The 21,318-nt window shown below is 56.4% G+C and carries 21 protein-coding genes and 1 riboswitch; of the genes, 10 read left to right on the top strand and 11 right to left on the bottom strand.

Annotation, left to right across the window (positions count from 1 at the left end; genetic code table 11):
* Positions 1–97 precede the first annotated feature (97 nt).
* Positions 98–313, top strand: a riboswitch (cobalamin riboswitch).
* Between the two features lie 119 nt (positions 314–432).
* From AKU79_RS14710 to AKU79_RS14695, 4 genes are read left to right on the top strand one after another with little or no spacing between them, the layout of a single operon-like run.
* Positions 433–840 carry a DUF1636 family protein gene (locus AKU79_RS14710; protein ID WP_050524345.1) on the top strand — a complete coding sequence of 136 codons (408 nt, stop codon included), beginning with the start codon at positions 433–435 and terminating at the stop codon, positions 838–840.
* Positions 837–1,619, top strand: coding sequence for an ABC transporter ATP-binding protein (locus tag AKU79_RS14705; RefSeq protein WP_050524344.1), 783 nt, complete (start codon positions 837–839; stop codon positions 1,617–1,619). The genes AKU79_RS14710 and AKU79_RS14705 overlap by 4 nt, the downstream gene beginning before the upstream one ends.
* 14 nt (positions 1,620–1,633) lie before the next feature.
* Positions 1,634–2,569 carry an ABC transporter substrate-binding protein gene (locus AKU79_RS14700; protein ID WP_050524343.1) on the top strand — a complete coding sequence of 312 codons (936 nt, stop codon included), beginning with the start codon at positions 1,634–1,636 and terminating at the stop codon, positions 2,567–2,569.
* Between the two features lie 6 nt (positions 2,570–2,575).
* Positions 2,576–3,631, top strand: coding sequence for a FecCD family ABC transporter permease (locus AKU79_RS14695; RefSeq protein ID WP_050524342.1), 1,056 nt, complete (start codon positions 2,576–2,578; stop codon positions 3,629–3,631).
* A 320-nt stretch (positions 3,632–3,951) separates the two neighbouring features.
* On the opposite strand, the gene AKU79_RS14690 is transcribed toward AKU79_RS14695, so the two are convergent.
* From AKU79_RS14690 to AKU79_RS14670, 6 genes are all read right to left on the bottom strand, one after another.
* A complete protein-coding gene (locus AKU79_RS14690; RefSeq protein WP_050524341.1) occupies positions 3,952–4,734 on the bottom strand; it encodes a PRC-barrel domain-containing protein in 783 nt (260 codons plus the stop codon).
* Between the two features lie 181 nt (positions 4,735–4,915).
* The gene (locus AKU79_RS19030) at positions 4,916–5,089 is read right to left on the bottom strand and encodes a DUF1328 domain-containing protein (protein WP_082224057.1); all 174 of its coding nucleotides are present in this window, start codon (positions 5,087–5,089) and stop codon (positions 4,916–4,918) included.
* A 92-nt stretch (positions 5,090–5,181) separates the two neighbouring features.
* Positions 5,182–6,786: a phospholipase D family protein gene (locus AKU79_RS14685; RefSeq protein WP_050524340.1), complete on the bottom strand. Its 1,605-nt coding sequence runs from the start codon at positions 6,784–6,786 to the stop codon at positions 5,182–5,184.
* Positions 6,783–8,567: a histidine kinase dimerization/phosphoacceptor domain -containing protein gene (locus AKU79_RS14680; protein WP_050524339.1), complete on the bottom strand. Its 1,785-nt coding sequence runs from the start codon at positions 8,565–8,567 to the stop codon at positions 6,783–6,785. Before AKU79_RS14680 ends, AKU79_RS14685 begins: the two co-directional genes overlap by 4 nt.
* On the bottom strand, positions 8,567–9,145 hold the full coding sequence (locus tag AKU79_RS14675) for an RNA polymerase sigma factor (RefSeq protein ID WP_050524338.1): 579 nt from the start codon (positions 9,143–9,145) through the stop codon (positions 8,567–8,569). Before AKU79_RS14675 ends, AKU79_RS14680 begins: the two co-directional genes overlap by 1 nt.
* The gene (locus AKU79_RS14670) at positions 9,142–9,363 is read right to left on the bottom strand and encodes a NepR family anti-sigma factor (protein WP_050524337.1); all 222 of its coding nucleotides are present in this window, start codon (positions 9,361–9,363) and stop codon (positions 9,142–9,144) included. Before AKU79_RS14670 ends, AKU79_RS14675 begins: the two co-directional genes overlap by 4 nt.
* A 44-nt stretch (positions 9,364–9,407) precedes the next feature.
* Between AKU79_RS14670 and AKU79_RS14665 the strand changes: the two genes are divergently transcribed.
* On the top strand, positions 9,408–10,214 hold the full coding sequence (locus AKU79_RS14665; RefSeq protein WP_050524336.1) for a response regulator: 807 nt from the start codon (positions 9,408–9,410) through the stop codon (positions 10,212–10,214).
* A gap of 21 nt (positions 10,215–10,235) precedes the next feature.
* Here AKU79_RS14665 and AKU79_RS14660 read toward each other — a convergent pair whose 3' ends face one another.
* Positions 10,236–10,643 carry a hypothetical protein gene (locus tag AKU79_RS14660; RefSeq protein ID WP_050524335.1) on the bottom strand — a complete coding sequence of 136 codons (408 nt, stop codon included), beginning with the start codon at positions 10,641–10,643 and terminating at the stop codon, positions 10,236–10,238.
* 85 nt (positions 10,644–10,728) lie between these two features.
* Between AKU79_RS14660 and AKU79_RS14655 the strand changes: the two genes are divergently transcribed.
* On the top strand, positions 10,729–11,457 hold the full coding sequence (locus AKU79_RS14655) for a Crp/Fnr family transcriptional regulator (protein ID WP_050524334.1): 729 nt from the start codon (positions 10,729–10,731) through the stop codon (positions 11,455–11,457).
* Between the two features lie 202 nt (positions 11,458–11,659).
* Here AKU79_RS14655 and AKU79_RS14650 read toward each other — a convergent pair whose 3' ends face one another.
* Positions 11,660–12,766, bottom strand: coding sequence for an AI-2E family transporter (locus AKU79_RS14650; protein ID WP_156209780.1), 1,107 nt, complete (start codon positions 12,764–12,766; stop codon positions 11,660–11,662).
* A 129-nt stretch (positions 12,767–12,895) separates the two neighbouring features.
* Here AKU79_RS14650 and AKU79_RS14645 point away from each other — a divergent pair, with 129 nt between their 5' ends.
* Both AKU79_RS14645 and AKU79_RS14640 read left to right on the top strand, forming a co-directional pair.
* Positions 12,896–13,219, top strand: a complete 324-nt coding sequence (locus tag AKU79_RS14645) for a DUF883 family protein (protein WP_050524332.1) — start codon at positions 12,896–12,898, stop codon at positions 13,217–13,219.
* A complete protein-coding gene (locus tag AKU79_RS14640) occupies positions 13,219–13,551 on the top strand; it encodes a phage holin family protein (protein WP_050524331.1) in 333 nt (110 codons plus the stop codon). Before AKU79_RS14645 ends, AKU79_RS14640 begins: the two co-directional genes overlap by 1 nt.
* A gap of 83 nt (positions 13,552–13,634) precedes the next feature.
* Here the strand turns inward: AKU79_RS14640 and AKU79_RS14635 are convergent, their stop codons facing one another.
* Positions 13,635–14,132 (bottom strand): Dps family protein, encoded by a 498-nt coding sequence (locus AKU79_RS14635; protein ID WP_050524330.1) that lies wholly within the window; start codon positions 14,130–14,132, stop codon positions 13,635–13,637.
* Between the two features lie 158 nt (positions 14,133–14,290).
* Here AKU79_RS14635 and AKU79_RS14630 point away from each other — a divergent pair, with 158 nt between their 5' ends.
* On the top strand, positions 14,291–14,488 hold the full coding sequence (locus AKU79_RS14630) for a CsbD family protein (protein ID WP_050524329.1): 198 nt from the start codon (positions 14,291–14,293) through the stop codon (positions 14,486–14,488).
* Positions 14,489–15,517: 1,029 nt separating this feature from the next.
* Here the strand turns inward: AKU79_RS14630 and AKU79_RS14625 are convergent.
* Positions 15,518–16,996, bottom strand: coding sequence for an NAD-dependent succinate-semialdehyde dehydrogenase (locus AKU79_RS14625; protein WP_050524328.1), 1,479 nt, complete (start codon positions 16,994–16,996; stop codon positions 15,518–15,520).
* A gap of 92 nt (positions 16,997–17,088) precedes the next feature.
* Between AKU79_RS14625 and AKU79_RS14620 the strand changes: the two genes are divergently transcribed.
* On the top strand, positions 17,089–17,865 hold the full coding sequence (locus AKU79_RS14620) for an alpha/beta hydrolase (protein ID WP_050524327.1): 777 nt from the start codon (positions 17,089–17,091) through the stop codon (positions 17,863–17,865).
* A gap of 44 nt (positions 17,866–17,909) precedes the next feature.
* Here AKU79_RS14620 and AKU79_RS14615 read toward each other — a convergent pair whose 3' ends face one another.
* Positions 17,910–21,317, bottom strand: a complete 3,408-nt coding sequence (locus AKU79_RS14615; RefSeq protein ID WP_050524326.1) for an efflux RND transporter permease subunit — start codon at positions 21,315–21,317, stop codon at positions 17,910–17,912.
* Position 21,318 lies beyond the last annotated feature (1 nt).

Here is a 21,318-nt window from a genome sequence, read left to right as displayed (position 1 = left end):
GCTGTCGCGTGGCGTCAAACCTGTTGGGGGGTGCAATCTGGCGCGTTTGACCATGTGTTAAATCGGTCGTGGTGGCTTGACGGATGGGCCCAAATCTTTCAGTGATACGTTTGATGGTTTCCGGCCGCCGAACATGCGGTCGGGATGAAAAGGGAATACGGTGAGGAGGAGCCAACAGGCGCCAAATCCGTAGCTGCCCCCGCAACTGTGAGCGGTGAGTGACCCCGAGAAGACCACTGAGCCTATGGCTTGGGAAGGTTCGGGGGAACGCTGATCCGCAAGTCAGGAGACCTGCCATCAACGGCACAATGGTGTCGTCAATGCAACTCAACCCAGACGGGGGGTCTGGTTCGGAGGTTATGATGGCGACGCGGAAATTCCCGTGCTTCAAAGCATATCTGCCCTGCGCCCCGCATTATCGCGGAGGGCGAAATGACCATGCAGAAAAACCACAGAATTACCATTTGCACGTCGTGCAAACACAAAGGCACCGAGTGTCGTCCGGGGTATGAGTTGATTGACGCGCTAAGGGCGGCGATCACGGCGGCGGGTGATGCCCTTTCCGAGGATTTCGAAGTGTCGGGCGTGGCCTGTATGGCGGGCTGTGACCGGCCATGCACCGTTGCCTATCACGGCAGTCAAAAAGCCACTTATCTGTTTGGCGATATAGATCCGAATGAAGACATTGACGATCTGGTGACCTTTGCAAAGCAATATGCCTATTTGCATGATGGTTGGTCGTCGTCATTCGAGCGGCCTGGAAAGCTGCGTACGTCCACTCTTGCTCGGGTGCCTTCTGCGATTATCGCAATGGAAACCTGTGATGTTCGCGCATCATGAGGGCGGCTGATCTAGAGGTGAAGGGCGTAAGTTGGAACCCGACCAACTCGTCCAAGCCGGTGCTGCATGCCACGACATTCAATCTTGCTGCGGGTCGTGTGCTTGGCGTGGTTGGCCCCAATGGTGCCGGGAAATCGACGCTGCTGCGGCTGCTTTATCGGTTTCAAAAGCCCAAGACAGGGCATGTGCGGGTTGATGGGCAGGACATCTGGGCAATGCCTGCCCGTGATGCAGCGCGGCGAATCGCGGCTGTCTTGCAAGAGCAGGCGTTCGCATTCGGCCTGACCGTGCGTGAAACTGTCCGTTTGGGGCGAACCCCCCATCGGTCGGGTTTTGCAAATTTGGGCGCAGGCGATGAGAGGGTCGTTGATCAGGTTTTGGACTTTCTTGGCCTGCATGTTTTGGCGAACCGTGACTTTGGCACCCTGTCAGGAGGAGAGCGCCAGCGTGTGATGGTGGCGCGGGCCTTGGCGCAGGAACCGCAGGTTCTGATTCTTGATGAGCCAACCAACCACCTTGATGTGCGCCACCAGCTTGAAGTCATGTCATTGATCCAAAACTTGGGTCTGACGATTGTTGTGTCGCTGCACGACCTGAACATGGCGGCGGGTATCTGCGATGACGTGCTGATCCTGAAAGACGGGTATCCCCAAGGCTTCGGGCCGCCGCATTCGCTTCTGACCGACAGGCTTGTGTCTGATACGTTTCGCGTTCAGGCGCGGCGCGAACAGCTTGCCCCGAGCGGGGCGTCGCATTTTTCCTTCACGCTTCCACTTTGATAAGGACGACCTCAATGAAACTGACATTGGCAACCCTATTTGCCATGTTGCTGGCAAGCACAGCGACAGCCGAAACTACTGTGAAAAGTTGCAATCGTGAGGTTACGTTCGACGCCCCGCCAAAGGCCGCGGTTTCCAATGACGTGAACCTGACGGAAATGATGCTGGTGCTGGGTCTTACAGATCGCATGGTCGGCTATACCGGTGTTTCCGGCTGGAAGACGCTGGACGAAAAAATGACCAAAGGCATCGAGGCATTGCCGGAACTGTCGTCGAAATACCCATCCAAAGAGGTGTTGATCGGGGCCGGTGCCGACTTTTTCTTTGCAGGCTGGAATTATGGCATGAAAGTCGGGGGCGAGGTTACACCCGAGACGTTGGAACCGTTTGGCATCAAAGTCTATGAACTGACAGAAAGCTGTATTCACATCAGCAAAAAAGCTGCGGCATCAATGGATGACATGTATAACGACCTGCGCAATCTGGGCGCGATCTTTGGCGTGTCGGAACGGGCCGAAGGTTTGATCAAAGGCTATGAAGCCGAGCTTTCGAGTTTCCTCGCAACCCTTCCCGCTTTGGCGGCAGCGCCACGTGTGTTTGTCTATGACAGCGGCGAAGATGCCCCGTTCACAGCGGGCCGCTACGCGATGCCGAACGCGTTGATCGAGGCCGCCGGCGGCACAAACATCATGAATGATCTGGAAAAAAGCTGGGCGACGGTTGGATGGGAGGCGGTGGTCGAACGCAATCCCGAGGTCATCGTTATTGTGAACTATGGCGAGGTTACTGCCGAGCAAAAGCGCGCCCTCATGATGTCTAACCCGGCGTTTGCGAATGTTGATGCCGTGCGCAATGATCGGTTCGTGGTGCTTGATTACGTCGAGGCGACCCCCGGGCCGCGCAACATTGACGCGATCAAGACGCTTGCGGCCGGCTTTCGGGCCAACTGACACGCCATGACGATACCTCAGCAATCGACAACAGCGCCCACCCGTAAACCTGCAATCCTCTGGGCCGTTGGTCTTGCAGGCATTGCGGTTCTTTTGGGGTCGCTGTCGATTGCTGTAAGTGTCGGCGCTGTGGCGATACCTTTGGGCACTGTTTGGGGCATTCTGATCAATAAGATTGCCCCGCATACTGTTTTGATGGATTGGTCCGACGGGCGTGAATCTATCGTTTGGAATATACGGTTTCCACGGGCCATTCTTGCCAGTTTTGTTGGTGCCGGCTTGGCTATGGTTGGCGCGAGCCTTCAGGCTGTGACGCGAAATCCTTTGGCCGACCCGCATCTTTTGGGTATTTCGGCGGGCGGTGCGTTTGGTGCCATATTGGCCTTGTTGCACACGGGGCTGTTTATTGGCCTTTTGACCGTACCGTTGCTGGCGTTTTTAGGGGCGCTTGGTGCCAGCCTTTTGGTTCTTGCCGTGTCACAATTTGCATCTGCCACCAGTGCCGACAGGTTGATCTTGGCAGGGGTTGCTGTGTCTTTCATCGTGATGTCAGCGGCGAATGTGCTGATCTTTCTTGGTGATCCACGCGCAACGCACACTGTGGTGTTCTGGATGCTGGGCGGGCTTGGGTTGGCGCAGTGGGATCAGCTTATCTATCCGGCGACAGTTTTGGCGGGGTGCGGGGCCTATCTGTGGCTGAAATCCGGCACCCTGAATGCGATGACTGTCGGGGATGAGACAGCAACCACATTGGGCATTCCGGTTGCGCGTTTCAGGTTGACCGTCTTTTTTGTCGGCGCGTTGATCACAGGGGTTATGGTCGCGTTCTCGGGTATAATCGGCTTTGTTGGCCTGATGATTCCACATATTGTGCGGCTTATGGTGGGCGGCGATTATCGTCGCCTGTTGCCGATCTCGGCTTTGTGCGGGGCGGTATTTCTTGTTTGGGCAGACATCATCGCACGAACGATTATGGCGCCGGATGACATGCCGATCGGAATTGTCACTGGGTTGATCGGCGGGTTGTTCTTTGTCTGGTTGCTGCGGCAGCGGATCAAGTGAGGATTGGTGCCGTTGATCACTGTGATGGTGTGTGAGTTTCTGAGGTGATGCTGCCAGCCTTGGCGCGTTGTTGATGCCACGCGACCGGATACGGCGCGTTATACAAGGACGCCAGCCGCCGCATATTTTGAGGCAACACAGGTGAACCAAGCGGCAGGAAACCAGACCATGACCCAGCATAAGCCGCAAACCTGTCCGAAAAGCAGGACCACCTGTCGGCGACAGAGGCAAGTTTTGCCGGTAAGTCTGCTTACTTTCTGACTATAGCAAAGGCCCGCGCTTGTAGCGCGGGCCTATAACCCAAACAGATTTTCGGGTGATCAGTTTTTGTAGGTAGGCATGGCTTCCAGGTTTTCTTTGGTCATCGGCACAAAGACCCTTAGATCGCCACCATCATTCCGGCGCAACACCTGAAGTTCAGCCATATCTACCTTGACTGGCTTTTCGCCCATGCCAAGGAAACCGCCGACATCAACAATAACACCTTCGATCTTGCCATCTGTGGTCAAGACAAGGTTCGAGATTTCGCCAATATCGGCATCGGTGGCATCATAAACAGTTGCCCCTGTCAGCGCCTCGGAGGTGATATCTGTCACTTCGACAGCGGCATAGCCTTCGCGCGGTGACGTCATGCTATTGGCTGGCGCTGTGACCATCTCTTTGGTGCCATTGGTCATCCGTGGCATCATCGGCCATTCCGGGGCGGTTTCCACAAGCGCACGGTTGCCCTTCATCACCACGAACCAGTCATCCGGATCATCCCCGGTGGCATCATCCGACACAAAGCGCAGCGAGGCCATGTCGATGGCGGCTTGACGTTCGCCTATGCCGAGAAATCCGCCAATATCGACCAGCACAGATTCGACCTTGCCGTCACGCGACAGGATAACGTCGTTGATCTCGCCGATATCTTCCCAATCTTTCTGAACGCCATTATAGCCGTTGGCGTTAATCTCTAGATCAGAGATGTAGATGCGGGCCCCAATAAGGTCGGATGCGTGAACTGCGCCAACAGACGCTTCGGAACGAAACATTGTATCTTGGGCCAAGACAGGTGTGGCCAATAGCGATACGACAGCGGTTGAAAGTAAAAACTTACGCATGGTTTTTTTCCTTTTTAGTCATATGGTTGGGGCGTTTCGCCCTCGGTAACACAACACAGTCAGGGCTATTTCGGTTCCGAAATTTTGCCAAAAAAAAGTTTATCGGAATGGCTGTTTTTGAAATGGAAAAGGCCACGCCGGAGCAAATCCGGGCGTGGCCTTTGTTTGGACTGATGTGGTGTCAGACCGGAGGGCGGCCTTTAAGTGCGCGCACAACCATGGCGACAACAAACAGGACGATAAAAATAAAGAACAAGATCTGTGCGATGCCTGCGGACGCACCTGCGATGCCCCCAAACCCAAGCACAGCAGCGATCAGTGCGATGATAAGAAATGTTACGGCCCAGCCAAGCATAATGAACTCCTTTGCGATTTTGGTGATTGCCGATCACCCATTCATGTCATGCAGATTGAACGCGCGGTGCTGGCAATTGGTTCCCTTGCGGGTCAGACCATCTCGTCAGGTACAAAGGGAAGGTCGTGGCCAAAGGCCTCGGCGGCAGCAAAATCATGCGGCAGCAAAAACCCTTTCCGTGCTTCTGGTGGCATGCGGGCGTTTTGGCGTGCAATTTTTTCCCAAGCGGCAGCGGCCGTTGGTAAGGCATAGGCGGCCGGGCCTGCGGATTTGGGCAACCAATGGGCCATGACGCGGCGACGTAGAGACTCGACGTCACAAGGGGCGGATACAGACACGCCTGACTCGGTATCCCAGAAAAAACTGCGCCCGTTCAGATTGGCCGAGGAGACGATTGCAGCGGCATCATCAAAGATAGAAACCTTGGCATGAACATAGACCAAAGGCGCGTTCATAAGCTGGTCACGACGTTCGGAGTTTGGTTTGCGTTCGTCCGGTGCGGGTGCCCGGCGGCTTTGGGCAGGTGAGCCGACAAACAGCCGCGGGCCAAAGGCACGGCGGATGATTTTCAAAGAACGGGCCTGCGTAAATTCACCAAAGCGGGCATCCGGGCTGCGATTGCCTTCAAAGGCCACGTCATCCGGAGCAGCGGGCAAAATCAGGATCATCGTCAGGTTTGGTTCGGCTTTGGCACGCGCTGCCAGATCTTTGGCAAAGCGGCGGTCCCGGAAATACTGCGTTTCCAGATAAATCAACTGCGTGGCTTGTTGCGCCAATGCAGTGTGGGCGGTGCGAATTTGGAAAACGCAGCGCTTTGGCCCAAAGCAAAAGGTATCAAATGCGCGTTTGCTTGAAATCGTGGTCAACATGTGGCGATGCGGGCTGGGCGGCGTGTCGCCATTGGCAACCGCGCGGAATTCTTCGAGATGGGTTTGCGCCTCGGCCACGGCCGGGCCGGTCATCATCAATTGCAAATCATGCCAGGTTTGCGATCCGGGTCTTTGATGCTCTGGCGTGTCATAGCGGCTTTCATCCAGATCAAGCCCGCCGATATACAGCAAACGCCGGTCGATCACGGCCATTTTTTGATGATGTACGGCTGGAAACAGAGAGGGTAAAACCCGGAGGCGGGGTGCAAGACTGCCATCTGGACGGGCGCGCAAATAGGGTACAAGCCCAGGCAAATCACGAAGTGCGGCCGATCGGTGCGCAGGCGGCATATTGTTTAGCAGCTTTGCCTGCGCGCGCAGTTTTTTCTGGATATAGGGCCAGATCAGCAGGCGAACGCCAGCGCCGGTACAGGCCGGATGCCGCGCCGCTGCAACCTTTAGTCGCGCCTTTGGGCCTGCAATCTCGGCCGCGGCACAAAACCGGCGCAAGCTTCGGGTGGCGTCTCGGTGCATTTCGGGGCGGCCAATGGGATCGACATCGCTGATCACAAAATTCACCAAAACGCCGCGCCGCAGCACATGGACCAAAAGGTCGAACCATGTTTCCCCTATGGTCTGTGCCGCTTTGGACCGCAGCCGCGTTTGCAAGTCAAACACCAGAAAACTGGCCCAAATCTCTGTCTCGGCGTTCAGGAACGCCTCTTCCAGCGCAGGATAGGCCTCGGCTGCGGCTAAATGGACCGTTACGTCGCAGTTTTGCGCAGCGCCGGGCAGCACTTGGGCAATCCGCGCGCCGATGTCTGTCATGTGTCGCGATCTTCGGCGGTGGTCAGGTTGCGGATGTTGAAACGCACGGACAGTCGATAAAAATCCTCTGACAAGGTGCGTTCCAGTTTGCCACCCAACTGCTGTGAAAAGGCGGTCAGCAACTGATCGCCAAGGCCCGTGCCATCGACCGCTTCGCTGCGCGCCCTTGCCTCAACACCAGAGGCAAGGCTGTTTTCCACCTCAATCACGCCGGTTTCACTGTCTGTTCGAGCCAACCGGACTTTGATGTGAATCTTACCATCGGGCCCGCTGCCTGCATATTTCATTGCATTGGCCATCGCTTCGGTCAGCAACAACGACAGGGGTACGGCTTGGTCAGGTGTCAGATACAGCTCATCAACCGCGACCCCTACATCAAATTTGCGGTCGGCACTGCTGCCGATGTTCACAATCTGCCGCACAATATCGCGCAGCAATTCATCGGCGCGCACATCAACCATGCCAGAGGTCTGGTACAGGCCGCGATGGATGGTGGCCAAGCTCATGATCCGTTCTTGCAGACTTTTGAGCAGGGCGCGGGATTCCGGGGCGACAGCCTTGCGCATTTGGATGTTCATGATCGAGGCTATCAGTTGCAGGTTGTTTTTGACGCGGTGATGCACCTCGCGCAGCAACACGTCTTTTTGGTGAATGGTATCTTCCAGACTGGCCTCGCCGCGCATAACGCCGTCTGCCATACTGGCAAAAGCGCTTCCTGCCTTACGCAATTCATACGGGGCCTCGGACAGATTCACGAAATCCAGACTGCGGTCGCCCTTGGCAAAAAGTCCAATTGCACGCGTCAGCACCCGAACATGGCGCGACACCAGCCATTCGGCAGCCCAAGCCGCCACGATCATGCCAAGCGCCCACATCAGGATGGGCAGCAGATACGGCGACAGGTCGTTGCGTGCTGCCATACGGCCAGCGCGCGTGTCCCAACTGCTCATCAAATATAATTCACCCTGAATGATGGGCACCATTGCATAGCTTCGTTCCTCGCCCGCGCTTGATGCGTCACTAAAAACGGTGGCAGTGCTTTTGACGAAAGAGGTTAGCGGGTGTCTGCTTGGTAGGTACTGCTCAACCTCATCAAGGCCCATATTCGCGGTTAGTACTTCGCCCGCGGCATTGAAGGTCCAAAACTGCGCGGGAAGTTCAAGCCCCGTGATCGAAGTATCAAGCGCCTTGTTCACACTATCGAGCTTTTTATGCGGCAACGCAATCGAGACATAGCCAATATAATTCCGGTCCTGATTGTAAACCGGATGCGTGACCAAAAGCACCGAAGAGCCGGATACCGGAGCCCATCGGACAACAATGAACATAGGGTCCTTGGCGGAGATCAATTTTTGAAATTGCGCCGATGTCGAGGGTGCGGAGTAGTCAAAGCTGCTGCCATCGGAGGAACAGGTCATCAAACCCGATGTGGGGACGAATGCCACGAGAGAGGCAGCGGGAACTTGCGTTGCCGTCAGACGCATTGCAGATCTGCAGGAAGCGGGGGTTCCGACAATAGCCGCGGAATTGGCAAGGGCGGCAACAGCGCCCTGGGCAAAGCGGATCACACCGATTTCGCCGGTGGTCGCGCGCAAAGTTGCACCCAACATCGCCTGCTGTGCCCGGCCTTGCGCTTCGTCTTGCAGATTGCGGGTTTGCACCAGCGAGATGACCAGTAGCGGCAACAGTGCCAGTGACAATACCAGCGCAAAACGGGCATTTACCCGCGCCCACCAGCGATTGGGGCTGTCAGCAAGTTCTGCCAAACGGGTGCGCCACATCACGCAGCCTGCACGCCCGACTGGCCCATCATCGCCAGGCTTGCGGTATCGCCTGCGGGCAGGGCATCTTCATCTTCGGCCAAGCCCATCAATTCGGCGAGTCGTTTACGGGCGCGGCTGGTGCGGCTTTTTACAGTGCCTGCGGCAACGCCGATCATGTCAGCAGCCTCTTCGACCGAATAACCCGAGGCGCCAACAAGGATAAGCACCTCGCGGTGTTCTGGCGAAAGCTGGTCAAAGGCGTGCTGAAAATCGTTGAAAGCCAGCTTGCCATCATGGTCGGGTTTTACAAACAACCCGCCGGCGTGAATGCCATCGGGGTCTGCCACCTCACGCCGGTGTTTGCGCAGCGACGAAAAATAGGTGTTCCGCAAAATGGTGAACAGCCAGGCCTGAAGGTTTGTGCCCTGGGTGTAGCTGTCAAACCGGGTCCAGGCCTTTACGATGGTATCTTGCACCAGATCATCGGCCGTACTTGGATTGCGGGTCAGCGAAATGGCAAAGGCCCGCAGGGCAGGTAAATGGTCGGGAAGCGTGTCGCGCGGGTCATGGGATGAGGGCGTGGCGTCTTTCGTCATGATGTCGTGCCCCCACCGTTTTTGGAATCTTGTTTGCGCAATTGCTCTAGCAAGCTCAGAAACCGATCCGGCACCGGCTCATTCAACGCGTCATCGTAGACACGCTTGAGGTTTTCCTCAATTTGCTGCTTGATCTTGTCCTTGGGGGTATCGTTTGCCATTTCACCATACATATTTTTTTTACCTGCCGCCATCTTACTGGGAACCAAACGCGCCATTCAACGTTTGGTTCCCAAGAAACCTGACAACACGGAGAAAAAAATTGACCGACGCCTCCAATGACCTTGCAGCCCAGATCGGTGCAAACCTTCCTTATCTGCGCCGCTATGCCCGCGCGTTGACCGGAAGCCAGGAAACCGGGGATCGCTATGCTGCCGCCACCCTAGAGGCGGTGCTTGCGGATTCGGCCGTTTTAAATGCGGGTGAAAATGTCAAAACAGGCCTTTTCCATGCGTTCCATGTGGTTTGGTCCAGCGCCGGTGCGCCATTGGGTGATCCGGACAGTCGCTTTTCGGCCATAGCCCAGGCGCATATGATCACACTCACCCCCGGGTCGCGTGAAGTACTGTTGTTACGGTCTATCGAAGGGTTCACCGAGGCCGAGATTGCCGGGATCATGGGCATTGACATAGAGTCAGTTGCAGGGCTGCACGAGAAGGCGCTGCATGAGATGAAGTCAACCATGTCCGGCCGTGTGATGATTATCGAGGATGAAGCGATTATCGCGATGGATATTGCGGCCATCGTGCAGGAAATGGGGCATGATGTAACGGGCATTGCCGCCACCCGTACCGAGGCTGCCGCATTGGCAAGTCGTGAGAAACCCGATCTGATTTTGGCCGATATTCAATTGGCCGACAAATCTTCGGGCATTGACGCGGTGAACGATATTCTGGCGCGGTTTGATGCGATCCCCGTGATTTTCATCACCGCCTTTCCGGAACGCCTGCTGACGGGCGAACGGCCAGAACCGGCCTTCCTCATCACTAAACCCTATTCCGAAGAGCAGGTGCGGTCGGCGGTCAGCCAGGCCATGTTCTTTTCCAGTACGGAAACCTTGCACGCCTGATCACAATTTGAACGCCGTACCTTATTGGGGCAACCGCTGGGTGCGGCGTTCAGCGACATCTGTCGGGGCGCGGTTAAGGATTGCATGAATATCTTGTGACGTGAATGGAGCGGGCAAAAAGTCCCACCCTCTCGGCACTGGGTCAGACGCGTCCCATGCCTCGGTGAGGATAACGTTTGCCCCGACAGATTGCAAAGTTTGCGCCAAGGGCGAGGCCGCAAATAGCGCAGGGTCCGCCGACACGAATGCGGTTAGGCCCGAACCAGCATTTTGGGCAATTGCATCGGCTGCTGCAGCATCATCGGCTATGCGGACCTCGGCAAAAGGCACCGACTCGACTATCGCTTGCCGCAAATCCTCGCGGATGAGCAGATCTTCTATCACGATCAGAAATAGAGCAGGATGGTTGCACAAAGGGGTATCAATCATATGCCAAGCCTCACAAACCAAAAGTAGGGTTTTGACCGGTGTCGGCCAGTACCGCATTAAACTGTGACATAGCAAAAGGTATTCAATGCCCGTTTCCTGCAAAAACTGCCCATTGCGCAAATGCGACTATTTTATCCCGATGACCGAGGCAGAGCTGGCCTTTATGATCAGCTTTAAAACCGGGGAAATGGTCGTTGAACCCGGTACCACCTTGCTTTTGGAAGGGTCAAACAGCCCCCAGCTGTTTACCGTTCTGTCAGGAATGGGGGTGCGATACAAAACGCTGGAAGATGGTGGACGGCAGGTTATCAATTTCTTGCTTCCTGGGGATCTGACCGGAATGCAATCTGCGATCATGGGCGAGATGAAGCACTCGGTCGAGGCTACGACAAACATGGTGCTGTGCGTTTTTAACCGCGCCGATATTTGGAATATGTTTAAGGCCCATCCGGACCGTGCCTATGATTTGACATGGATCGCCGCAGTCGAGGAGCATTTCTTGGGCGAAACCATTGCGACCTTGGGGCAGCGCGACGCCAGCCAGCGCATAGCGTGGGCCTATTTGCGCCTTCATCGCCGATTGCGTGCGGTGGGGCTGGGCGACGCCCATCATGTGCCACTGCCCTTTCGCCAACAAGATCTGGCGGATGCGTTGGGCCTTTCGTTGGTGCACACAAATAAGACGATTGCGCGTCTGCGTGATATGGGGCTGGCCGCTTGGGTTGACGGGAAACTGTCTATTCCCGATCGCGCCAAACTTGCGGCCCTGGCCGGGGTGGAACCCGAACCCTTGGACCGCAGGCCGCTGATGTAGGGTAGGTATGCCGCCGGTGATGTCGGTATCTGTGGATTTTCACCGGCGGCAAATCGCAACATCTTAGCATCCCGAGGGAAAGCGGAAGCTGTGTTGCGGATCAGACGAGGGAATAAATTGTCATTGATCACTTACCGAACGCCTGAGAGTTTTGTTGGTTCCATCTGGAACACGAAAAAAAGCACGCCATGCAAGGATTGCATCACGTGACCACCTTATCCCGAAGGGTATGTGTTCCCAAGAAGTTGCCAAGTGTTTGAAGCCCTTTGGTATTATCGGAAATAACCTTTAACAGCACAAGGAATGGCACCGCCATCAATGCACCCGGAATAGACCACAGCCAGCTCCAGACAATCAGTGCCAGCAAAACCGAAACAGTGTTCAGTTCCAACCTTCGGCCAACAATCGTTGGGGTTATCAAGTGGCCCTCAAGCGTTGTAATCGCCAGATAGAGGGCGGCGGGCAATAGGCCAGAGAGCAGCGGCTCAAACGTCAGAACCCCGACGGCTGCCACGGCGAGCGTGCCCACGATTGCGCCGATAAAGGGCACGAAGTTCAAGGCAAATCCCAGAGCGCCCCAAAGCAACGGGTTGGGCATGCCCATCGCGTACATTGCAAGTCCGAGGCAAAAGCCAAGCACAGCGTTGATCAGCATGACCGTCAAAAGGTAATGTGACATCTGCCGTTCAACCGCCCGCACAATACCGACCGCACGCCGCTTGTCCGAAAAGGTCGGCACCGATTCAACCAATTTGATGTAAAATAAATCGCCCGAGGCCAGCAGGAAGAATGCCAAAACCAAGGCCACCGCTGAAAGCGATATGATGGTGGCCGTGGTGCCTGCTGCAAAAACCACCAGCCCCGGCTGCTCGATAGTCACTTTCGGGGTTTGGGTTCCACTCCCACTCAGTTCCTCGACATGCTTGCTGGCTTCCTGGATCAGGCGCATCGCTTCCAGCAAGCCAGCAAGTTTATAGCGCAGCTCTGTTCCCATGCGCGGGGCTTGCGAGATGAGGTCGGTCAATGGCCCGCTTAGCAAATAGGCCGCGATGATCAGAATTGTTCCGGTGCTGGTAATCAGAATGAAAGCCGATAAGGGGGCAGGCAGGCCAAAGCGGGATAGCGTCCGCACAACCGGGCTTAGGGTAAGCGCCAGCAAGACTGCCGCCGCAATCGGCAGAAATAGATCACGTGCAAGGTAGAGTGCGCAAAACGATGCAATCACTGCCAACAGCATCAATGAGCGCTTGATAGACCCCAGATCATCCACATTCGTCCCCCGTTGTGCAAAACCCGATAGTCGGGCCACAGGATGAAACGTCACATTGGGCAAGATGGTTCCATCCCTGCTGGCATAAGTTATTCGGGCTATGCGAGGGAACTATTCCGCTGATGGCGCGTTTGTTCGGTGTAACAACCGTTTCCAAGGAGAATTCCCATGGCGCAAGCTGAAAAAAGCAACATTGCAGAACTGAACACTGATCTGTCCAAGCAGGTCGCGGTGCTGCGTGAGGATATTGCCAATCTGACGGCTATTGTTTCGGAATATGGAAAAGCTCAGTCAGGTCAGATCAAATCGCTTGTGGCAAATAAAGCTGCAGACCTGGCCGACACTGGCGCAACAGCGGCCAATGCCGCCAAAGCGACCGCAAAAGTTGCCTATTCCGAGGCAGAGGAAAAGATCCGCGAAAACCCGGCGTCTGCCGTAGGCATTGCAGCGGGGCTAGGTTTTTTGGTTGGCATTCTAACGTCGCGTCGGTGATGTTTGGCATTCAACATAAGGTCGCCGATACGGCACGCAAGGCCGGTCTGGTGACAGCAAGCGCAGCCTTGACGATCGTTGGGGCTGGCTTTTTCACGGCTGCCGCGTGGATTTATCTAAGCGCCCAGCAAACCCCGCTTTTTGCGGCGGTTGTCATTGGGTCGGTTTATTTTGGTGCGGCGGCCATCACGCTCGCAATCGGGCTGTCGCGGCCGCATCATAACGAGGCCAAGGAGCAGGACGCGTTGAACGGGTTAAGCCCGATGCAACTTGTACTGATTTCCTTTTTGCAAGGATTGGATCAGGGCCGAAACGCAAAACGCCCGCATTGATCGCGTTTTTATTTCACGCCTGATTTATGGAAATATAGCATCGCGCGGCAATTCAGCCGCGCGATTTTCTTTGCTATGTTCGTTCAGGACGTTTTTGCCAAGGCGCGTAGCATCCAGGCCGCTTTTTCATGAAACGCGGCCCGTGCTGTGGCTAGATCGGCCGTAACCGGATCGCGGGCTTCTTCTGCCGCTTCAATCACATCATGCAAGCGTTTGGCGACCTTGCTATGGTCTGTGGCTAGACTTTCGCAAAGCGCGGGCGCATCCTTGGGCGCTTTGATGTCGGAAACAACAGAATCTGCCAGCAATTCACCCGGCGATGTTGCCGTCAAATGGCCCAGAGCGCGGATACGTTCTGCAATAACATCTGCCGCAGCGAATAAATCGCCATATTGCGCCTCGGTCAGGTTGTGCACGGCAAAGAACATTGGTCCTTCTACATTCCAATGTACAGCATGGGTCTTGATCAACAGACTATAGGTATCAGCAAGTGCCGCTGCCAAGCCTTTGGCTGCCGACCTTGCATCGGCGACTCCGGTTTTTACAGAAACAGGTGATGGTTTGGTTTTGAGTTCGGACATTTTAGCCTCCTTTTAAGTAAGGCCAACCTTTTGCGACAGATTTGGTTCCGTAAAATAACATCTGCACTTGCGCGCAAAGGTTATTCCGCAGGTATCGGAACCAAATCGTATCGGGGGCGTTTAACCAGCAGTCACGATGAACAAACAGGAGGAAAATCATGAATTGGGATCAAGTAAAAGGTCAATGGAAAATCGCCAAAGGTAAAGCGCGTGAAGAATGGGGCGATCTTACCGATGATGAGCTTGAGCAAGCTGCGGGCGAGCGAGAGCAGCTAGAAGGGCTGATCCAAAAGCGCTATGGAAAGACCAAAGAGGCCGCCAAGGACGAAGTGCAATCCTGGATTGACCGGATGTAAGTTGATAACTGCTTTGGCAATTTGTTCCAAAGCGTGGTGGGCGGGGGTATGACCGCGATCAAGTTTACTGCCCCCGCAAACTTTTCCTTTTTTTACGCATGACAGAAAAAGATTCTGCTGCAATGGCAGGACGTTTTTGGCCCTTTCCCTTAAGCTTGCGGCCTGACCGGATGGGTGGACAGCCAATCAGATACAATCAATCCATGCTAGCCATTGCCAGAAAAGGGTTTGTCTTGATTCAGTAAATTTGTGCTGTATCCTTTTTAAAAAACTGGACCCCGTTTAATAGAGCCAGCTTTCGGCAACCCGATGCAGATTTAATATTTATTCCGGCGGTTTTGGCGCTGCGTCAAAAGTCCGCGCTGTTTTTAGGCCAAGTGGTTTAAGGCGGCGTTATTCAGATCTTTGCCGGAATTGACAGTAATGTTGCAATCTGTTGTGGGGATTTTTCAAACATTTCCCGCCCAATTTCTTTTTAACTTGCCCGATATTTGCATTTAGCCAAGGCATTTCGCTGCCTTTACAGTAGATGCACCGCGGATCAGGACAAACTGATCTGAAATCATATCCGGTATTGGCGAAAACCTGCGATAAAGCATGTCGTGTTATTCCCCGACGACAATGTGTTTTTTGAGAGGTTGAGATCGGCATCGTGCACATGCCGCTTGGGCCAAAACGGTGTCGTCCTGCAATGGTGCGCCGCCTTGATTGGCTGCCTTCGATGAGCTTTGGCGGCGCCATCATCAGTGCCTGATAGAGCTGCCGCGCTGTCGCAACAAATCCTGCACTAAGGAGAAGGGCTGCGCTTTCTGGGGCAATCAGGCCTCTTGAGTGTATCTTTACAAACAGAGCCGCCTCGGGATCGATAGCTTTCCGCGATACAAGGGTGGCAAGGGATGCCGTTCGAGCCGACCAGCCTTTGGTCGAGAAAGAAATGGGGCGCTTGTTGGCGTCAACTGTGCCAATAAGCGCCCCAATAGTGTTCCAACAAGCCGATGTGTGATCTAACGTATTGTTTTATCGTAAAATCTAGACCGACAGGCAGATGTATTTCATTTCCAGATAGTCCTCCATCCCGTGATGGCTGCCTTCGCGGCCAAGGCCGGATTGTTTGACACCGCCAAAAGGCGCGACTTCGGTGGAAATGATGCCAGTGTTTACGCCGACGATACCATATTCCAGCCCCTCTTGTACGCGGGTCACGCGGCCGATGTTTTGGGCATAGAAATAGGCGGCAAGGCCAAAGATCGTGTCATTGGCGTAACCGACCACCTCTTCTTCGGTGTCGAATTTGAACAAAGGCGCCATCGGGCCAAAGGTTTCCTCTTTGGCGACAACCATATCTTGCGTCACACCGGTCACGATGGTCGGTTCAAAATACGATCCGCCCAGCGCGTGGCGTTTGCCGCCTGCGATCACCTTGCCGCCTTTGGCAATGGCATCGGCGATATGTTCTTCGACCTTTTCCACCGCGGCCACGTTGACCAGCGGGCCAAATTCAACTGCTTCGGTCAGGCCATCGCCGACTTTGGTTTTGGCCAAAGCCGCGCTTAGTTTAGCGGCAAAGGCATCATAGACGCCCGCCTGCACATAGATGCGGTTCGCACAAACGCAGGTCTGGCCGTTGTTGCGGAATTTCGACGCCATGGCGCCTTGCACTGCGGCATCCAGATCGGCATCGTCAAACACGATAAACGGCGCATTGCCGCCCAGCTCCATCGAGCATTTCATCACCTGATCGGCGGCTTGGCGCAGCAGGATGCGGCCCACCTCGGTCGATCCGGTAAAGGTAAGCTTGCGCACCGCGTGGTTTTCGCAGAACTCTTTGCCGATGTCCGACGATTTTTTCGAGGTGATGACCGAAAAGATGCCTTTGGGCAGGCCTGCGCGTTCCGCCAATACCGCCAGCGCCAGTGCCGATAGCGGCGTTTCTGCCGCAGGGCGGGCCACAAAGCCACAGCCGGCAGCCAGTGCAGGGCCACATTTGCGGGTGATCATCGCGTTCGGAAAATTCCACGGCGTGATAGACCCGACAACCCCGATCGGCTGTTTCAGCACGGTGATGCGCTTGTCTTTCATATGGCCGGGGATGGTTTCGCCATAAACGCGCTTGGCCTCTTCGGCGAACCATTCGATAAAGCTGGCGCCATAGGCCACTTCGCCTTTGGCCTCGGCCAGAGGCTTGCCCATTTCGGCGGTCAAAATGGCCCCAAGGTCGTCCTGGTTGGCCATCATCAGATTGTACCAGGCGCGCAGGGTATTGGCGCGCTCTTTGGCAGTGCGGCCGGCCCAGTCCTTCATTGCCACTTCGGCAGCGGCAATGGCGCGGGCGGTCTCGGCGCGGCCAAGGTTTGGAACGGTGCAAATTACATCGTTGCGCGCAGGGTTCGTTACGTCGAATGTCGCGCCATCATCGGCGTCGATCCACTCGCCGGCAACATAAGCTTTGCTTACCAGCAAGCTGGGGTCTTTTAGCATCGCGCGCAGGTCGGTTACGGTATCAAGCATTGAAGCCTCCCATTTTGGTTTGGCATATGCAAATCATGCGAAAGCGGGGATGTCCAGTTCCCAGCAATCTTGCACATCGAACAGGAGAAGATATGGACATGGATCTTGCCTATGCCAATGGCGCGTTTATCGCTGGGGCGAATGAGTTTTTGCCGCGGTGGCAGACCAAAGCTGCGGCATTTCGCGCAGGTTTGGGTGCGCGGGCGCAAACAGTGGCCTATGGCAAAGGCGCAAGGCAGCAGTTTGATCTGTTCCTACCCGAGGGTACAGCGCGCGGTTGTGTGACCTTTATCCACGGTGGCTATTGGATAGAGTTTGATCGCAGCCAGTGGTCGCATCTGGCGGCAGGCGTCTTGGCGCAGGGTTGGGCCTGTGCGATGCCGTCCTATACCTTGGCACCCAAGGCGCGGATTGCGGATATGACGGCTGAAATGGTCGCCGCGATCGGTGTGATTGCAAAGCAGGTCGCAGGGCCGGTGGTGGTGACAGGCCATTCGGCCGGCGGGCATCTTGCCGCGCGGATGGGGTGCGCCGATCTGAACTTGCCGCAAGTCGTGCGGGTGGTGCCGATCTCGCCACTGTCCGATCTTGAGCAGATCGCGTTAACCAGAATGCAAGAGGTGCTGCATCTGGACGCGGCTGAAATCGCTGCCGAATCGCCGGCGCGTTTGGCTTTGCGGGCAGGTGTGCAGGCGCATATCTGGGTCGGCGGGCAAGAGCGCCCAAGTTTCCTGTGGCAAGCGCGGCTCTTGTCCGAAGCATGGGATTGCCCGTGGACTGTCAGCCCCGGCGAGCATCATTTCGACGTTATCGACGCGCTCGAAGACCCAAGCTCGCCACTGGTTGAGGTACTCACAGGCGGGCTCTGATGCTTTCTCTTTGGTGAAAATATCCTCGCCGAAGGCCAGCGGCACTAGCCGCTTTGCGGTGTTTTGCCCATCCGGAACAGTAGCAGCCCCAAAACATAGGCCAGCAACACAACGCCAACGACCCCAGCCATAAACAGCATGAATGCCGCCGCCATCGGGCCCATTTGCAGCAGCCCCGCCAGCGGCGCAAACAGGCTGCCCGTCGCCAGCACCCAGCCAAGCGTCAGCGCAAACCAGACGGCAAGTACAACTGCAGCCCCCGTCAATACCGCCCGCGACCTGCGCGCAGCGGCTGACGTGCCATGTCTGTTCCAGCGCATACCCCTTTGCAAGGCGTGGAACTGGCGGCCAATATCGGCCTGAATGGCCAGAATTGCGGGCACCAGCACCAGCACCAGGATAAAGCCAAACCCAAGCCCGTAGACCAGCGTGATAACGGTGGGGCGCAAAAACTCGGCTTGCGAAGACCGCTCATACAGCAATGGTGCAAGGCCCATAACGGTGGTGGCGGTGGTCAGGAACACCGGGCGCAAGCGATCAGCCACGGCGTCGATGATCGCAGGATAAAGCCCGCGCTTTTCGGAATATTCATCAATGGTGGACACCAGAACGATGGAATCGTTGATAATGATCCCTGTCATCCCGATCATGCCGACAATCGAAAACATCGATAGGGGCACGCCCCACAGGTCATGCCCGTAAATCGCGCCGATCAGGCCAAACGGGATGACCGCCATCACCACCACGGGCCGTGTCCAACTGGCGAATACCCAAGCCAGCACCATATAAATACCCAAAAGGCAAAAGATCAGGCCCAGCATCGCATCGCCCAGAAAGTCGCGCTGTTGCTCGGCAAGGCCCGATTGATGGGTGGTGACGCCGAAATCTTGCTCCAGTTTTGGCAAAATGTCTTCGGTCAGGGCACGTTGCACCTCGGCGGCGCGGGCAGGGTCATCCTCGGCAATATCGCCCGAAACGGTGACAATGCGCAGCCCGTTCTCGCGCCGGATGGTTGAAAAGCCGGACCGCCGTTCGACCGTCACAATATCGCCCAGTGGCACATAGACGCCGGCACCTGCCCGCAACAGCGTGCTTTCCAGAAAGTCGGCGGTCAGTTCCGATTGCGGCAGTTCCACGCGGATGGTGGCCGAGCGGGGACCGTCAGGGAAGGTTGCGGCCTCGATGCCGTTCAGGCGTTCGCGCAGGGTGTTGCCCAAGGATTCGATCGAAAAGCCAAGGGCCTGGCCTTGGGGCGTCAATGACAGGATCAGCTCTTCTTTGTCATAGGCAAGGCTGTCTTCCAGCGCCGACACCTCGGGGAAAGGTGCCATCGCGGTTTTCAGCGCCTCGGCGGCGGCCTTCAAGGTGGGGGCATCGGCGCCCGAAATATCGACCGACAGCGCATCGCCACCGGGGCCAAAGCGGCCACCGCGAAAGCTCAGCTCTTCCAGCAGCGGATGGGGGCGCACCTCATCTTGCAGGTCGGCGACAAAGGCCGATGAGGAATAGCTGCGGTCATCTGGGTCGATCAGTTCCATCGAGATACCGCCCAGCAGGTCGGCGTCTTTGGTGTCGGCGCTGGACAATCCGCGCCCTGATCCGCCACCAAGTTCGGCCATGACATAGGTCGTGGGCGAGCGGCCATATTCGGCCGTGTAACGCGCGATCACCGCATCACCGGCGCGTTGCAATTCGCGCATCATCGCCAAAGTGTCATCGCGCGTGGCCGAAGGCAGCATGGAAAAGTTGCCGTTGACCGAGGCCTGCTCGGGCGAGTTGAAAAAGCGGAATTTCAAATCGCCACTGATGAACAGCGCGGCTTGGGTCGCCAGCAGCAGAATAGAAAGCGCGATTGTGGCGGCGCGGGCGCGGATAACCAGCGCGGTAAAGGGGCGGATAGCAACGCGGATAAACCACGCGAGGCCTTTGTTCATCTGGCGTGAGGGCCAGTCATACCAATGTTCAACCCGTGCCGCGCGAAGGGCGTGGGCCATGTGGTTCGGCAGAATCAAAAAGCATTCCACAAGGCTGGCCAGCAAAACCGTGATGACGGTAAAGGGAATATCGGCAATCAGCGTGCCAAACCGCCCGCCAATGGTGATGAGACCGCCAAAGGCGATAACCGTGGTCAGGGTTGATGCGATTACCGGCATCGCCATGCGGGTGGCGGCATTTTCGGATGCCTCGGCCGCACCTTCGCCAAGGTGGCGGGCCCGAAAATCGGCGTGTTCGCCCACGACGATGGCATCATCAACGACGATGCCAAGCGTGATGATCAGGGCAAATAGCGAGATCATGTTCAGCGTCAGGCCAAAGGCATACATCATGCCAATCGCCGCCAATAGCGAGACCGGAATACCGGCCGCCACCCACAGCGCTGTGCGGGCATTCAGGAACAAAAACAGCAACAGCACAACAAGGCCCAGCCCCATCGCGGCGTTATCAAGCAGCAATTCCAGCCGCGCCGAGATAGATTCGGCACGGGCGCGCACCAGTTCTATGTTCACAGAGGGCGGCAACAGCGGCGCCATTTTATCAACCGCCGCCTGCACATTGCTTTGCATGCGGATGGCATCGCCGGTGTCGTTGCGGTCAATTCGCACGGTTATTGCGGGGTCAGGCCCGACATAGGTGGCGCGGCCACGGTCGGCAGGTTCACTGCGCACAGTTGCCACGTCGCCCACTGTCAGGGTGGTGCCGCCGGTCGATTGGCGCAGCACAATGGCGCGGATTTGCGCGGGCGTGCGGGCCTCTTGCCCTGTGCGCACGCGCGAGGCCCCGCCGCCAACATCGCCTGCGGGGGCTGATTGGGTTTCAGAGGCAATCGCGCCGGCTATTTCGGCCATCGTCACATCATGGCGGATCAGGTTGACCGAGGGCACCTCGACCATGATCTGCGGGTCGGCAAAACCCGAGATCGTGGTGCGGGTGATGCCGATGTCAAACAGCCGTGTGACAAATTCATCGGCAAAGCGGCCCAGTTGCGCCACGCCAACCGGCCCCGAGATCACCACATCGGTAACCCGATCACGCCACGCCCCGCGTTTGACCACCGGATCATCGGCATCAGCTGGCAAGGTGTTCAGCGCATCAATCGCTGATTGCACATCTTCAGCGGCCTGTGACAGGTCGGTGCCGGGTTCAAATTCCAGCGTAATCCGGGCCGAGCCCTCGGACGCAAGCGAGGTGGCGTCGGTGACGCCATCGACTGTCAGCAAGGCCGGTTCCAACACTTGCACAATCGCGTGGTCAACGTCTTCGGCGCCTGCGCCATCCCATGCGGTGGTAATTGTGACCTCTGATACGATCACATCGGGGAAGAACTGCGCGCGAATGCGGCTGGCAGCGGCGATCCCTGCAACGATCATCACCACAAGCAACAGGTTGGACAACGTGTTGTGGCGGGCGAAATAGGACAAGAGACCCTTTGCGCGTGGAAGCTGCCGTGCCATG

Origin of the sequence: Pseudorhodobacter wandonensis (genome assembly GCF_001202035.1) — a bacterium.
Classification (GTDB): Bacteria; Pseudomonadota; Alphaproteobacteria; order Rhodobacterales; family Rhodobacteraceae; genus Pseudorhodobacter; species Pseudorhodobacter wandonensis.
The sequence above is the reverse complement of the archived record's forward strand: the minus strand, read 5'-3'. Positions and strand labels throughout refer to the sequence as shown.

Bases quoted from the DNA above. Each gene is read 5' to 3' on its own strand.
- AKU79_RS14690 (WP_050524341.1), bottom strand. From the start codon at position 4,734: ATGCGTAAGTTTTTACTTTCAACCGCTGTCGTATCGCTATTGGCCACA.
- AKU79_RS14625 (WP_050524328.1), bottom strand. From the start codon at position 16,996: ATGCTTGATACCGTAACCGACCTGCGCGCGATGCTAAAAGACCCCAGC.
- AKU79_RS14680 (WP_050524339.1), bottom strand. From the start codon at position 8,567: ATGTGGCGCACCCGTTTGGCAGAACTTGCTGACAGCCCCAATCGCTGG.
- AKU79_RS14615 (WP_050524326.1), bottom strand. From the start codon at position 21,317: ATGGCACGGCAGCTTCCACGCGCAAAGGGTCTCTTGTCCTATTTCGCC.
- AKU79_RS14670 (WP_050524337.1), bottom strand. From the start codon at position 9,363: ATGGCGCGTTTGGTTCCCAGTAAGATGGCGGCAGGTAAAAAAAATATG.
- AKU79_RS14640 (WP_050524331.1), top strand. From the start codon at position 13,219: ATGTTTGGCATTCAACATAAGGTCGCCGATACGGCACGCAAGGCCGGT.
- AKU79_RS14695 (WP_050524342.1), top strand. From the start codon at position 2,576: ATGACGATACCTCAGCAATCGACAACAGCGCCCACCCGTAAACCTGCA.
- AKU79_RS14675 (WP_050524338.1), bottom strand. From the start codon at position 9,145: ATGACGAAAGACGCCACGCCCTCATCCCATGACCCGCGCGACACGCTT.
- AKU79_RS14705 (WP_050524344.1), top strand. From the start codon at position 837: ATGAGGGCGGCTGATCTAGAGGTGAAGGGCGTAAGTTGGAACCCGACC.
- AKU79_RS14645 (WP_050524332.1), top strand. From the start codon at position 12,896: ATGGCGCAAGCTGAAAAAAGCAACATTGCAGAACTGAACACTGATCTG.
- AKU79_RS14655 (WP_050524334.1), top strand. From the start codon at position 10,729: ATGCCCGTTTCCTGCAAAAACTGCCCATTGCGCAAATGCGACTATTTT.
- AKU79_RS14630 (WP_050524329.1), top strand. From the start codon at position 14,291: ATGAATTGGGATCAAGTAAAAGGTCAATGGAAAATCGCCAAAGGTAAA.
- AKU79_RS14635 (WP_050524330.1), bottom strand. From the start codon at position 14,132: ATGTCCGAACTCAAAACCAAACCATCACCTGTTTCTGTAAAAACCGGA.
- AKU79_RS14710 (WP_050524345.1), top strand. From the start codon at position 433: ATGACCATGCAGAAAAACCACAGAATTACCATTTGCACGTCGTGCAAA.
- AKU79_RS19030 (WP_082224057.1), bottom strand. From the start codon at position 5,089: ATGCTTGGCTGGGCCGTAACATTTCTTATCATCGCACTGATCGCTGCT.
- AKU79_RS14660 (WP_050524335.1), bottom strand. From the start codon at position 10,643: ATGATTGATACCCCTTTGTGCAACCATCCTGCTCTATTTCTGATCGTG.
- AKU79_RS14685 (WP_050524340.1), bottom strand. From the start codon at position 6,786: ATGACAGACATCGGCGCGCGGATTGCCCAAGTGCTGCCCGGCGCTGCG.
- AKU79_RS14620 (WP_050524327.1), top strand. From the start codon at position 17,089: ATGGACATGGATCTTGCCTATGCCAATGGCGCGTTTATCGCTGGGGCG.
- AKU79_RS14700 (WP_050524343.1), top strand. From the start codon at position 1,634: ATGAAACTGACATTGGCAACCCTATTTGCCATGTTGCTGGCAAGCACA.